This is a genomic window from Pseudomonas spirodelae (assembly GCF_034653255.1).
GTDB lineage: Bacteria > Pseudomonadota > Gammaproteobacteria > Pseudomonadales > Pseudomonadaceae > Aquipseudomonas > Aquipseudomonas spirodelae.
In genome coordinates this window covers 1-12656 of record NZ_JAYEET010000033.1, presented here as the reverse complement: position 1 = coordinate 12656, position 12656 = coordinate 1, and the positions used below count along the sequence as shown (strand labels likewise).

The 12656-nt window shown below is 58.6% G+C and carries 10 protein-coding genes; 6 read left to right on the top strand and 4 right to left on the bottom strand.

Translation table 11 applies throughout. The features are described 5' to 3' along the window. Nucleotides 1-80 precede the first annotated feature (80 nt). From SOP97_RS09625 to rloA, 3 genes are read right to left on the bottom strand one after another with little or no spacing between them, the layout of a single operon-like run. Nucleotides 81-1067, bottom strand: a complete 987-nt coding sequence (locus SOP97_RS09625; RefSeq protein WP_274086710.1) for an alpha-L-glutamate ligase-like protein — start codon at nucleotides 1065-1067, stop codon at nucleotides 81-83. 4 nt (nucleotides 1068-1071) lie between these two features. Beyond that, nucleotides 1072-2598 (bottom strand): osmotic stress tolerance membrane protein RloB, encoded by a 1527-nt coding sequence (gene rloB, locus SOP97_RS09620; protein WP_274086709.1) that lies wholly within the window; start codon nucleotides 2596-2598, stop codon nucleotides 1072-1074. 5 nt (nucleotides 2599-2603) lie between these two features. After that, on the bottom strand, nucleotides 2604-3140 hold the full coding sequence (rloA, locus tag SOP97_RS09615; protein WP_274086708.1) for a retropepsin-like aspartic peptidase RloA: 537 nt from the start codon (nucleotides 3138-3140) through the stop codon (nucleotides 2604-2606). A gap of 301 nt (nucleotides 3141-3441) precedes the next feature. On the opposite strand from rloA, the gene SOP97_RS09610 reads away from it, so the two are divergent. From SOP97_RS09610 to prpF, 5 genes are all read left to right on the top strand, one after another. Next, nucleotides 3442-4179, top strand: a complete 738-nt coding sequence (locus tag SOP97_RS09610; RefSeq protein WP_274086707.1) for a GntR family transcriptional regulator — start codon at nucleotides 3442-3444, stop codon at nucleotides 4177-4179. Beyond that, the gene (gene prpB, locus SOP97_RS09605) at nucleotides 4176-5060 is read left to right on the top strand and encodes a methylisocitrate lyase (protein ID WP_274086706.1); all 885 of its coding nucleotides are present in this window, start codon (nucleotides 4176-4178) and stop codon (nucleotides 5058-5060) included. The genes SOP97_RS09610 and prpB overlap by 4 nt, the downstream gene beginning before the upstream one ends. 71 nt (nucleotides 5061-5131) lie before the next feature. Further along, on the top strand, nucleotides 5132-6295 hold the full coding sequence (gene prpC, locus SOP97_RS09600) for a bifunctional 2-methylcitrate synthase/citrate synthase (protein ID WP_274086705.1): 1164 nt from the start codon (nucleotides 5132-5134) through the stop codon (nucleotides 6293-6295). 2 nt (nucleotides 6296-6297) lie between these two features. Next, complete coding sequence (gene acnD / locus SOP97_RS09595; protein ID WP_274086704.1) at nucleotides 6298-8919, top strand: Fe/S-dependent 2-methylisocitrate dehydratase AcnD; 2622 nt, start codon at nucleotides 6298-6300, stop codon at nucleotides 8917-8919. Between the two features lie 131 nt (nucleotides 8920-9050). Continuing rightward, the gene (gene prpF, locus SOP97_RS09590; protein ID WP_274086703.1) at nucleotides 9051-10238 is read left to right on the top strand and encodes a 2-methylaconitate cis-trans isomerase PrpF; all 1188 of its coding nucleotides are present in this window, start codon (nucleotides 9051-9053) and stop codon (nucleotides 10236-10238) included. Nucleotides 10239-10305: 67 nt separating this feature from the next. On the opposite strand, the gene ppsR is transcribed toward prpF, so the two are convergent. Next, on the bottom strand, nucleotides 10306-11124 hold the full coding sequence (ppsR, locus tag SOP97_RS09585; RefSeq protein ID WP_274086702.1) for a posphoenolpyruvate synthetase regulatory kinase/phosphorylase PpsR: 819 nt from the start codon (nucleotides 11122-11124) through the stop codon (nucleotides 10306-10308). 180 nt (nucleotides 11125-11304) lie between these two features. Between ppsR and ppsA the strand changes: the two genes are divergently transcribed. Then, a partial coding sequence (gene ppsA, locus SOP97_RS09580; protein ID WP_322949070.1) for a phosphoenolpyruvate synthase occupies nucleotides 11305-12656 on the top strand: 1352 nt, incomplete at its 3' end.

The following is a 12656-nucleotide window of genomic DNA, read 5'->3' as shown; positions in this document are numbered from 1 at the left end:
ACCCCGCCAGAACAAAGCCCTGGCAGGGTGTTGGGTCGCTATTTGATAAGCCCGGAATGTCCGGACTCATCTGTTGTCGATCAGCCCTTGACCGGTGCTATGTGACCAAACAGCCCTTGCGAGAAGCGCATGCGCTCTTCAGGTGTTTCCACAATGCCTTTCTTTTTCAGCTCGGCGATACGTGCTTCAACCGCATGGGCGCGGTGAGTGAGCCCGCAGTCGTTAGCAATCTGGATATTCAGGCCTGGGCGGGCGTTGAGTTCAAGAATCAACGGGCCTTTGTCCTGGTCCAGCACCATGTCCACGCCGATATAGCCCAGCCCGCACAGCTCATAGCAGCCGGCAGCGAGCTTCATAAAGCCGTCCCAGTTTGGCAGTTGCACGCCGTCCACCGCGTTGGTGGTGTCCGGGTGCTTGCTGATTTTGTTGTTCAGCCAGGTGCCGCGCAAGGTCACCCCGGTGGCCATGTCCACACCAACGCCGATGGCGCCTTGGTGCAGGTTGGCCTTGCCGCCGGATTGACGGGTGGGCAGGCGCAACATGGCCATCACTGGGTAGCCCATCAGTACGATGATGCGAATGTCCGGTACACCTTCATAGCTGATGCTTTTGAAGATCTGGTCCGGGGTCACGCGGTATTCGATCAGCGCACGGTCACGGTGGCCGCCGAGGGAGTAGAGGCCGGTGAGAATGCTGGAGATCTGATGCTCGATCTCTTCGTGGCTGATGATTTTGCCCGAGACGGTTCTGTATTTGTCTTCGAAGCGATCGGCAATCACCAGGATGCCGTCACCGCCAGCGCCTTGCGCTGGCTTGACCACGAAGTCCGGACGGTCACCAATAATCTCGCGCAGCTTGTCGATGCCTTTCTCGGTCTCGATAACGCCGTACATTTCCGGCACATCGATGCCCGCTTCGATCGCGCGCTGCTTGGTGATGATCTTGTCATCGACGATCGGGTACAGGTGCCGTTTGTTGTACTTCAGCACGTAGTCCGCGTTGCGTCGGTTGATGCCCATGATGCCTTTGGCTTCAAGGGCTTTCCACGTCTTGATCAGACCGAACATGGCATTAGTCCTTGAGGAAGGCTTTGAAGCGGAACAGTTCGGTCAAGCGGTAACCGCGGTAGCGACCCATCGCCAACATGAAGCCCACCAGAATCATCAGCACGGCCGGGAAGGTGAAGATGAAGTAGTTCAGCTCCGGTACGCTCATCAGCAGATGCGCCAAGGTTGCGGCGAACAGGGTACCGATGGCCACTTTGAAGGCATGGCCGCCGCCGCGCTCTTCCCAGGTGATCGACAGGCGTTCGATGGTCATGGTCAGAATCACCATCGGGAACAGCGCTACCGACAAGCCGCGCTCCAGGCCAAGTTTATGGCTGAACAGGCTGATCACCGCGATCAGTACCACGACGAAGGTCAGTACTACCGAAAGCCTAGGCAGCATCTGCAGTTTCAAGTGTTCCAGATAAGAGCGCAGCGACAGGCCAAGAGCGGTAATCACGGTAAACAGGATAATGCCGAAGCCCAGTTGGGTTTCGCGGAAGGCCAGGGCGATCAGTACCGGGGTAAAGGTACCGAGTGTCTGCAGGCCGCCGAGGTTACGCAGGATCAGAATCACCAGCACGCCAATCGGGATCATGACCATGATCATAAAGGTCTGCTGGGTTTGCAGCGGCAGGCCATACAGGGTGTATTCGAGGAAGTCGGCGTCAGTGTTTTCGTCGGTCAGCTTGGCCAGGCGAATGGCGTTCATTTCGCTGTTGTTCAGGCTGAAGCTGACTTGCGCCTGTTTGCCGCCTTCGAGGGTGACCAAGCTTTCATCACCGGTCCACCAGACCAGCCGATCAGCCGGCAGGCCTTGCTCGCCACTTTCCGGGTTGAAGTACAGCCATTTTTCGCCGTTGAAGCTGCGCAGCCACAGCTCTGGGCTTTGCTGGATTTCGCTGGCGAGGCGGATGGTGTGAACGCGCTGCATCGGCACGTGGGCGATGGACAGCAGTAGCTCGATCGCCGTGGCTTTGTTGGCAGTGGAGGTGTCGCCGCTCAGCAGCAGTTTGACGTTGTCGTCGTTGCTGTTGTTGACGCGTTTGATGGTTTCACTGATGAAGGTTTCGACGTCTGCCGAGTGTTGGCGAATCGGTGCGAGCAGCGCTTCAGCGGCAATTTTCTCGGCACCTTCTACCGGGATGCTGTCACGGAAAATGGGGCCTTTGGCCTTGGTTTGCTCGCCGCTGTAACGCTTGGTCAGCACCAGGCGGTAGTAGAGGGTTTGCTTGCCGCTGGCGCGACGTGCGGACCAGGTGACTTTGCGGTTGCCGTCAGTGCGGTTGATGCTCACGCCGTAGTTATTGGAGATAAAGCTCTCGTTCAGGCTGACGTAATCCTGAGCCAGTGGCGGTACAAACATCTGCAGTTTAACCGGCTCGCGCGGGTTGGCCAGGAACTCGACTTTGGCGTCGATGTTCCACAGATCGTCAGTCTCGTCTTCGGTCATGGGGATGCCGAGGATGAAAATCTGATAAGCCGTAATCAGAATGCCCAGGCTCACAAGGAGCGTGACTAGGACTTTCAGATGGAGCGTAAGAGAGCGCATGGGAATTACTCGCCAGGGTTTGCGTCAGGGGTGCAAGCAGGTTTGCCTGCTGCGTATTTAAGACTCGGATCGACCAGCGCCGAAAAGCGTTTGAGTGCTTCGGAGCCTATCAATAACGGGTATTGGAATGCACTACGATCGGTCAAGTTCACTTCAATAGTGCGCAGGGCATGGCCCATGCAGACGTCCATTTCGATCACCGGGCGAGCTGTGTAAGTTTTTTCTTCCTCTGGATCATAGTCGCCCGCGCGCCGTTTGATTTTGCTGATGCGTGCCAGGGGGCGTTCGATCGGGCTGTTATGTGCCTCATCGATGGCCAGGTAGAAGCGCACCCACGTTTCGCCATCACGCTTGAAGCGTTCGATGTCGCGGGCGCTCAGCGATGCGGTTTTTGCGCCGGTATCGAGTTTGGCGGCGAGCTTGAGGTCGAGGTCGAATAAACGCACGTACTCATTAAGCCCATAAACCGTCTTCTCCGCGGCGAGACTCAGGCCGGGAGTCAGTAACAGGCATAACAATAGAAGGAAGGGCTTGAGTGTCATAAGTCCGGGCGGTGTGCTGTTGATAGGGGGTAAATAAAAGCGTGTAACGCGTATCGCCGTGAGCGAGCTTGCGCTTGGAGTCTGGTAGGCCGGCAAAATTCCTTTGCGGGTGCTAAGCGGGCGGCATTCTACCATGCGCTTTTTCAGTCAGCACAGGCGCTTATAGACGTTTATGCAAGTAAGGTCGCGGCGGTTATCGACTAAAGGCTGATGAGCAACTGTCAACAATCTGCGGGCGTGTTTGACATTTATGGGGTATATAGTTAGTTTTACGGCAGTTAATTTAAACAGTGTCGACAATATGACTGATGTGATTGAGTCGCCCGAGTCCAGTCAGGAAGATTCTGAAACCCTCTCCGAGCAGGTTTTTCGGCGTATTCAGGCTGCGATCGTCAAAGGTGAGATTGCCCCCGGTAGCAAGATCTCCGAGCCGGAGCTGGCGCGCACCTATGGCATCAGCCGTGGGCCGCTGCGTGAAGCCATTCACCGCCTCGAAGGCCAGCGTTTGTTGGTACGCATTCCGCATGTTGGCGCGCGGGTGGTGTCCCTCAGTCACGCTGAGTTGATTGAGCTTTACGAAATTCGCGAGTCCCTGGAAGGCATGGCCTGTCGACTGGCGGCCGAGCGCATGAGCGCTGCCGAAATCGACGAGCTGCGCCGCGTTCTGGACCTGCATGAGCAGGACGCGGCTTTCAAGGCCGGTGTCGGCTACTACCAGCAGGAAGGCGATTTTGACTTTCACTACCGGATCATCCAGGGCAGTGGCAACAAGACCCTGACCCAGATGCTCTGTGGTGAGCTGTACCAGTTGGTGCGCATGTACCGCCTGCAGTTTTCCGCAACGCCCAATCGGCCACGGCAGGCGTTTGCCGAGCACCACCGTATTCTCGATGCCATTGCCGAGCGTGATGGTGAGCTGGCCGAGTTATTGATGCGCCGCCATATCAGCGCCTCCAAACGTAATATCGAGCGCCACTTTGCTATCAGCAAAGAGCAGGGCGCACCCACCCAAACAGCCAAAACCCGAGGTGAGTCATGAGCATGAAAAGTCCCGGTCAGCGTTTCCGCGATGCGGTTGCCGAAGAGCATCCGCTGCAAGTTATCGGCGCCATCAATGCCAACCATGCATTGCTGGCCAAGCGTGCCGGTTTCAAGGCGATCTACCTGTCTGGCGGTGGCGTGGCGGCGGGTTCACTCGGCTTGCCGGACCTGGGCATCACCGGCCTGGATGACGTGCTCACCGATGTACGGCGCATTACCGATGTGTGCGACTTGCCGCTGTTGGTTGATGTCGACACCGGTTTTGGCAGCTCGGCCTTTAACGTCGCGCGTACGGTCAAATCGATGATCAAGTTCGGCGCCGCGGCGATTCATATCGAAGACCAGGTCGGTGCCAAGCGTTGCGGCCATCGCCCTAATAAGGAAATCGTTTCCCAGCAGGAGATGGTCGACCGTATTAAGGCTGCCGTTGATGCGCGTACCGACGACAGCTTCGTGATCATGGCGCGCACCGATGCGCTGGCGGTTGAAGGCTTGAACTCGGCGCTGGACCGCGCCGCCGCCTGTGTCGAGGCCGGTGCCGACATGATCTTCCCCGAAGCGATCACCGAGCTGGCGATGTACAAAACTTTCGCCGATCGGGTCAAGGCACCGATTCTGGCCAACATCACCGAGTTTGGTGCCACGCCGTTGTACACCACTGAAGAGCTGGCCTCGGTGGATGTCGGCCTGGTGCTGTACCCGCTGTCGGCTTTCCGTGCGATGAACAAGGCGGCTGAAAACGTCTACATGGCCGTGCGCCGCGACGGCACGCAGAAGAATGTGGTCGGCACCATGCAGACGCGTATGGAGCTCTACGATCGCATCAACTACCACGCGTTCGAGCAGAGTCTGGATGCGTTGTTCGCCGCCAAGAAATAACCGGAATGCGGGCCAGCGCGCCTGCCAATAAAAAGAACCACCCGACCGGATCGGATGAGGAGATAGAAGCGATGAGTGCGACCCCAGAAACCACCACCCCGGGCTTCAAGCCGAAGAAGTCAGTGGCACTGAGCGGCACCGCCGCCGGTAATACCGCCCTGTGCACCGTTGGCCGTACCGGTAACGACCTGCATTACCGTGGCTATGATGTGCTCGATTTTGCCAATCGCTGCGACTTCGAAGAGATCGCTCACCTGCTGGTGCACGGCAAACTGCCTAACGTCGCTGAACTGGCAGGCTACAAAGCCAAACTCAAGGCCCTGCGTGGCTTGCCGGCAAGCCTCAAGGTCAGTCTTGAGCAGCTGCCGCCGTCGGCGCACCCGATGGACGTGATGCGCACCGCGGTGTCGGTGCTCGGTTGTGTGTCGCCGGAGAAAGACGACCACAACCACCCGGGTGCCCGTGATATTGCCGACAAGCTGATGGCTTCCTTGGGCAGCGCGCTGCTGTATTGGTATCACTTCAGCCACAACGGCAAGCGCATCGAGGTGGAAACCGACGATGACTCCATCGGCGGCCATTTCCTGCACCTGTTGCACGGTGAAAAGCCGCGCGAGTCCTGGGTGCGTGCCATGCACACCTCGCTCAACCTGTATGCCGAGCATGAGTTCAATGCCTCCACCTTCACCTCGCGGGTAATCGCCGGCACCGGTTCGGACATGTACTCGTGCATCGCGGGCGGTATTGGTGCGTTGCGCGGGCCGAAGCACGGCGGCGCCAACGAAGTGGCATTTGAAATTCAGAAGCGCTACGACAATCCGGATGAGGCCGAGGCCGATATCCGTGCGCGCGTCGAGAAGAAGGAAGTGGTGATCGGCTTCGGTCACCCGGTCTACACCGTCAGCGATCCACGTAACAAGGTGATCAAGGACGTTGCGCGCGAGCTGTCTGCCGAACAGGGCAACATGAAGATGTACGACATTGCCGAGCGCCTGGAATCGACCATGTGGGAAATCAAGAAGATGTTCCCCAACCTCGATTGGTTCAGCGCCGTCAGCTACCACATGATGGGTGTGCCGACCGCGATGTTCACCCCATTGTTCGTCATCGCGCGCACCTCAGGCTGGTCCAGCCACGTGATTGAGCAGCGCATCGACGGCAAGATTATCCGCCCGAGCGCTAACTACGTGGGCCCGGAAGACGTCAAGTTCGTGCCGCTCAAGGAGCGTCCATAACCATGACCATTACCCTCAACAGCCAACACCGTAAGCCGTTGCCCGGCACCGTGTTGGACTACTTCGACACCCGCGAGGCGGTGGATGCTATCGCGCCCGGTGCCTACGCCAAGCTGCCGTATAGCTCGCGCGTGCTGGCCGAGCAGTTGGTGCGGCGCTGTGATCCGGCGATCTTGACTGAGTCGCTGAAGCAGCTGATTGAACGTAAGCGCGACCTGGATTTCCCCTGGTACCCGGCCCGCGTGGTGTGCCACGACATTCTTGGCCAGACCGCGTTGGTCGACCTGGCTGGCCTGCGTGATGCGATTGCCGAGCAGGGCGGTGACCCGGCCAAGGTTAATCCGGTGGTGCCGACTCAGCTGATCGTCGATCACTCGCTGGCTGTCGAAGCGCCGGGCTTCGACCCGGACGCGTTCGATAAGAACCGCGCCATCGAGGACCGTCGCAACGAAGACCGCTTCCACTTTATCGAGTGGACCAAGACTGCATTCAAGAACGTCGACGTGATCCCGGCCGGCAACGGCATCATGCACCAGATCAACCTGGAGAAAATGAGCCCGGTGATTCAGGCGCGTGGCGGCGTGGCCTTCCCGGACACCTGCGTCGGCACGGACAGCCACACTCCGCACGTCGATGCCCTGGGCGTAATCGCCGTGGGTGTTGGTGGCCTGGAAGCTGAGACGGTGATGCTGGGCCGCGCATCGATGATGCGCCTGCCGGATATCGTCGGTGTCGAGCTGACCGGCAAGCGTCAGCCCGGTATTACCGCTACCGACATCGTCCTGGCCATCACCGAGTTCCTGCGTGCTGAGCGCGTGGTCGGTGCCTGGGTTGAGTTCTACGGTGAGGGTGCCAACAGCCTGACCATTGGCGATCGTGCGACCATTTCCAATATGTGCCCGGAATACGGTGCCACTGCTTCGATGTTCTACATCGACCAGCAGACCATCGATTACCTCAAACTCACCGGCCGCGAACCGGAGCAGGTGGCGTTGGTCGAGCATTACGCCAAGACCACCGGTCTCTGGGCTGATGCGCTGGTTACTGCCGAATACGAGCGGGTGCTGAGCTTCGACCTGTCGTCTGTGGTGCGCAATATGGCCGGACCGAGCAACCCGCATCGCCGCCTGCCAACCTCGGCACTGCACGAGCGCGGCATTGCAGACGAAGCCAAGCTGGCATCCGGCAAGGTTGAGGAAGCTGACGGTTTGATGCCCGACGGCGCGGTGATTATCGCGGCCATCACCAGCTGCACCAACACCTCCAACCCGCGCAATGTGGTGGCTGCGGGCTTGCTGGCGAAGAAGGCCAATGCGCTCGGCTTGCTGCGCAAACCTTGGGTCAAGACCTCGTTCGCACCAGGCTCCAAGGTCGCCAAGCTGTATCTGGAGGACGCAGGCCTGCTGTCCGAGTTGGAACAACTCGGTTTCGGCATTGTTGGCTACGCCTGCACCACCTGTAATGGCATGTCCGGTGCGCTGGATCCGCTGATCCAGCAGGAGATCATCGACCGTGATCTGTACGCCACCGCCGTACTGTCGGGCAACCGCAACTTCGACGGGCGTATTCACCCTTACGCCAAGCAGGCGTTCCTCGCTTCACCGCCGTTGGTGGTGGCGTATGCCATTGCCGGCACCATGCGTTTCGACATCGAGCAAGACGTGCTCGGGCATGACCAGCAGGGCAATCCGGTCACCCTGAAAGACCTGTGGCCGAGCGACGAAGAGATCGATGCCATCGTCGCGGCCAGCGTCAAGCCGGAGCAGTTCCGTCAGGTTTACATCCCGATGTTTGACCTGGGTGCTGTGCAGGAGGCTGAAAGCCCGTTGTACGACTGGCGCCCGATGTCGACCTACATTCGTCGTCCGCCGTATTGGGAAGGTGCGCTGGCCGGTGAGCGCACGCTCAAGGGCATGCGGCCGTTGGCGGTGCTGCCGGACAACATCACCACCGACCACCTGTCGCCCTCCAACGCCATTCTGCTGAACTCGGCAGCGGGCGAGTACCTGCACAAAATGGGCTTGCCGGAAGAGGACTTCAACTCTTACGCCACCCACCGCGGCGATCACCTGACCGCGCAGCGCGCCACGTTCGCCAACCCGCAACTGGTCAACGAAATGGCCGTGGTGGATGGGCAGGTGAAGAAGGGTTCGCTGGCGCGGGTTGAGCCGGAAGGCCAGGTCATGCGCATGTGGGAAGCCATCGAAACCTATATGGGGCGCAAGCAGAATCTGATCATCATTGCCGGCGCCGACTATGGCCAGGGCAGCTCGCGTGACTGGGCCGCCAAGGGGCCACGCTTGGCCGGTGTTGAGGTGATTGCCGCCGAAGGTTTCGAGCGTATTCACCGCACTAACTTGATCGGCATGGGCGTGCTACCGCTGGAGTTCAAACCAGGCACTACACGCCTGACCCTGGGTATCGACGGCACTGAAGTGTATGACGTGATCGGTGAGCGCAAGCCGCGCGCAACCATGACGTTGGTGATCACACGTCGCAATGGCGAGCGCGTTGAAGTGCCGATGACCTGTCGCCTGGACAGCAACGAAGAAGTCTTGATCTACGAGGCGGGCGGTGTGCTGCAGCGCTTTGCTCAGGACTTCCTGGAGTCCACCAAGGGCTGATTGACCACCGGGGCGTTAACGCCCCGGTCTTTCGTAGGGTGGATCACGTTTCACCGATCCACCATGACAACGTTGAGCGGTGGATGGAAAAACACTATCCACCCTAGGGTTTATAAGGCCAGGTAATCACCATGTCTCAGTTACCCCAGATCAAAATCCCCGCCACCTATATGCGTGGCGGTACCAGTAAGGGCGTGTTCTTCCGCCTGCAAGACCTGCCGCAGAGCTGCCAAGTGCCAGGAGCGGCGCGCGATAAGCTGTTTATGCGGGTGATTGGCAGCCCCGATCCTTATGCCGCGCAAATTGATGGCATGGGTGGGGCGACATCCTCGACCTCGAAATGCGTGATTCTGTCGAAGAGCAGCCAGCCGGATCACGATGTCGACTACCTCTACGGCCAGGTGTCGATCGACAAGGCCTTCGTCGATTGGAGCGGTAACTGCGGCAATCTGTCCACGGGCGCTGGCGCGTTTGCCCTGCACGCCGGCCTGGTTGACCCGTCGCGCATTCCGCAGAACGGTATGTGCGAGGTGCGTATCTGGCAGGCAAATATCCAGAAAACCATCATTGCCCATGTGCCGGTTAGCAATGGCCAGGTGCAGGAAACCGGCGACTTCGAGCTGGATGGGGTGACCTTTCCCGCTGCCGAGATTGTGCTGGAGTTCCTTGATCCGTCTGACGATGGTGAGGAAGGCGGTTCGATGTTCCCCACCGGTAACCTGATCGATGATCTGGACGTGCCGGGCGTCGGTACTTTCAAAGCGACCATGATCACGGCCGGTATCCCCACCGTGTTCGTCAACGCCGAAGACATTGGCTACAGCGGCAGCGAGCTGCGCGAGCAGATCAACGGTGATCCGGAGCAATTGGCGCGCTTCGAGAAGATTCGTGTGGCAGGTGCCTTGCGCATGGGCCTGATCAAAACTGCAGAAGAAGCGGCTACCCGGCAGCACACGCCGAAGATCGCCTTCGTCGCCAAGCCCAAGGATTACCTCTCGTCCAGCGGCAAAACAGTGCAGGAGGCTGATGTCGATTTACTGGTGCGCGCGCTGTCGATGGGCAAGCTGCACCACGCGATGATGGGCACCTGTGCTGTGGCTATCGGCACGGCGGCGGCGATTCCGGGCACGCTGGTTAATTTGGCTGCGGGTGGCAGTGCACGCGAAGCGGTGCGCTTTGGTCATCCATCCGGGACATTGCGCGTTGGCGCTCAGGCGGCGCTGGTTGACGGCCAGTGGACGGTGACTAAGGCGATTATGTCGCGTAGTGCGCGGATTCTGATGGAAGGTTGGGTGCGGGTTCCTGGCGACTCGATCTAAATCAGCAGCCTGAGAAAAGGCTCGAAGTTGTCGGGCCTTTTTCTTTTATATCAAGTGTTTATAGCGTTTACTTAAAGCGGCGCTCAACACCTTTTTCCACCAGGATCTTGGCCGATATTTCTTCTACCGAGAAATGCGTGGAATTGATGAAATTGATGTTTTCGCGGCGGAACAGGTTTTCCACTTCGCGTACTTCAAATTCGCACTGGGCATAACTGGCGTAGCGGCTGTTGGGTTTGCGCTCGTTGCGAATGGCGGTGAGGCGATCCGGATCGATGGTCAGGCCGAACAGCTTGTCCTTGTACTTTTTCAAGGCCGGCGACAGCTGCAAACGCTCCATGTCGTCTTCGGTCAGCGGGTAGTTGGCGGCGCGGATGCCATATTGCATGGCCATATATAGGCAGGTTGGGGTTTTACCGCAGCGTGATACGCCGACCAGGATCAAATCAGCTTTGTCGTAGTAATGAGTGCGTGCACCGTCGTCGTTATCCAAGGCGAAGTTGACCGCTTCAATACGCTCCATGTAGTTGGAGTTGTGGCCGATGGAGTGTGACTTGCCGACGGAGTAAGAGGAATGTGAGGTCAGTTCCTGTTCCAGAGGGGCCAGAAAACTCGAGAAGATATCGATCATAAAACCTTCGGACTCAGCCAGGATGTCGCGTATGTCCTGATTGACGATGGTGTCGAAAATGATCGGTCTAGAGCCGTCCTTCTCGGCTGCGCTGTTGATTTGTTGTACCATTGCGCGCGCTTTTTCCACGCTATCGATGTAGGGTCGCGTGAGTTTGGTGAAGTCGATAGTTTCAAATTGGGCTAGCAGACTTTGGCCCAGGGTTTCGGCAGTGATGCCGGTGCCATCGGAGATGAAAAAAGCGGTTCGTTTCATTTGTGCCATGGGCCTTAAGCTGAGGACGAATCTTGGCTATCATAGGCCCGCCTTTGCAGGGCCGATCTGGCCGGCATTGTTACTTATTTTCCAGGGCCAGGCCACAATCGTGCGGGCATGTATGCCGGCGAGTTTCCCCAGCCCCTTGAGCTTTTCCAACACCTTAGTGGAGAGATCACCTTGGTAGAGTACGTAGTTTCCCTCGATAAGCTCGGCAATCACGATGTTGAGCACGTAGGGGGCAAGAACGCCTCCCTGGGCGAGATGATCAGCAACCTTGCTGGTGCCGGTGTTTCAGTGCCCGGTGGTTTCGCCACAACAGCCCAGGCTTACCGAGACTTTCTCGAGCAGAGCGGCCTGAACGCGCAGATTCATGCGGCCCTTGATGCCCTTGATGTTGATGACGTCAACACCTTGGCCAAGACTGGCGCGCAGATCCGTCAGTGGGTCATGGATGCACCGTTCCCCGCCGAGTTGGACAAGCAGATTCGTATTGCCTTCGCCGAAATGGCCGGTGGCAACGACAACATGGCCGTAGCCGTGCGCTCCTCGGCCACCGCCGAAGACCTGCCAGACGCTTCGTTTGCCGGTCAGCAAGAAACCTTCCTGAACATCCGTGGCGTGGACAATGTGATCCGTGCTGCTAAAGAGGTATTTGCCTCGCTGTTCAACGACCGCGCCATCGCCTACCGCGTACACCAGGGCTTTGATCATAAATTGGTCGCTCTGTCTGCCGGCGTGCAGCGCATGGTGCGCTCGGAAACCGGTACCGCCGGGGTGATGTTCACCTTGGATACAGAATCCGGCTTCCGTGACGTGGTGTTTATCACCGGCGCCTATGGCCTTGGCGAAACCGTGGTGCAGGGCGCTGTGAACCCCGATGAGTTCTACGTGCACAAGCAGACCCTGGAAGCCGGTCGCCCAGCGATTCTGCGTCGCAACCTGGGCAGCAAAGCCATCAAGATGATCTATGGCGACGAAGCCAAGGCCGGTAAGTCGGTCAAGGTCGTCGACGTTGATCGCGCCGAACGTGCGCGCTTCTGCCTGAGCGATGCTGAGGTCAGCGAGCTGGCCAAACAAGCCATGATCATCGAGAAGCACTACGGTCGTCCGATGGACATCGAATGGGCTAAAGACGGTGACGACGGCAAGCTGTACATCGTTCAAGCGCGCCCTGAAACCGTGAAGAGCCGCTCTAACATCAATGTAATGGAGCGTTACCTGCTCAAGGAAACCGGCACCGTGCTGGTTGAGGGTCGCGCGATCGGGCAGAAGATCGGTGCGGGTCGCGTACGGGTGATCCATGACGTTTCTGAGATGGACAAGGTCCAGCCAGGCGACGTGTTAGTTTCCGACATGACCGACCCAGACTGGGAGCCGGTGATGAAGCGCGCCAGCGCCATTGTCACCAACCGTGGCGGGCGTACCTGTCACGCTGCGATTATTGCCCGCGAACTGGGTATTCCTGCAGTCGTCGGCTGCGGCAACGCCACCCAGGTGCTGAAAGACGGCATGGGCGTCACCGTATCCTG

Bases quoted from the DNA above. Each gene is read 5' to 3' on its own strand.
- prpC (WP_274086705.1), top strand. From the start codon at position 5,132: ATGAGTGCGACCCCAGAAACCACCACCCCGGGCTTCAAGCCGAAGAAG.
- rloB (WP_274086709.1), bottom strand. From the start codon at position 2,598: ATGCGCTCTCTTACGCTCCATCTGAAAGTCCTAGTCACGCTCCTTGTG.
- SOP97_RS09625 (WP_274086710.1), bottom strand. From the start codon at position 1,067: ATGTTCGGTCTGATCAAGACGTGGAAAGCCCTTGAAGCCAAAGGCATC.
- ppsR (WP_274086702.1), bottom strand. From the start codon at position 11,124: ATGAAACGAACCGCTTTTTTCATCTCCGATGGCACCGGCATCACTGCC.
- prpB (WP_274086706.1), top strand. From the start codon at position 4,176: ATGAGCATGAAAAGTCCCGGTCAGCGTTTCCGCGATGCGGTTGCCGAA.
- prpF (WP_274086703.1), top strand. From the start codon at position 9,051: ATGTCTCAGTTACCCCAGATCAAAATCCCCGCCACCTATATGCGTGGC.
- acnD (WP_274086704.1), top strand. From the start codon at position 6,298: ATGACCATTACCCTCAACAGCCAACACCGTAAGCCGTTGCCCGGCACC.
- SOP97_RS09610 (WP_274086707.1), top strand. From the start codon at position 3,442: ATGACTGATGTGATTGAGTCGCCCGAGTCCAGTCAGGAAGATTCTGAA.
- rloA (WP_274086708.1), bottom strand. From the start codon at position 3,140: ATGACACTCAAGCCCTTCCTTCTATTGTTATGCCTGTTACTGACTCCC.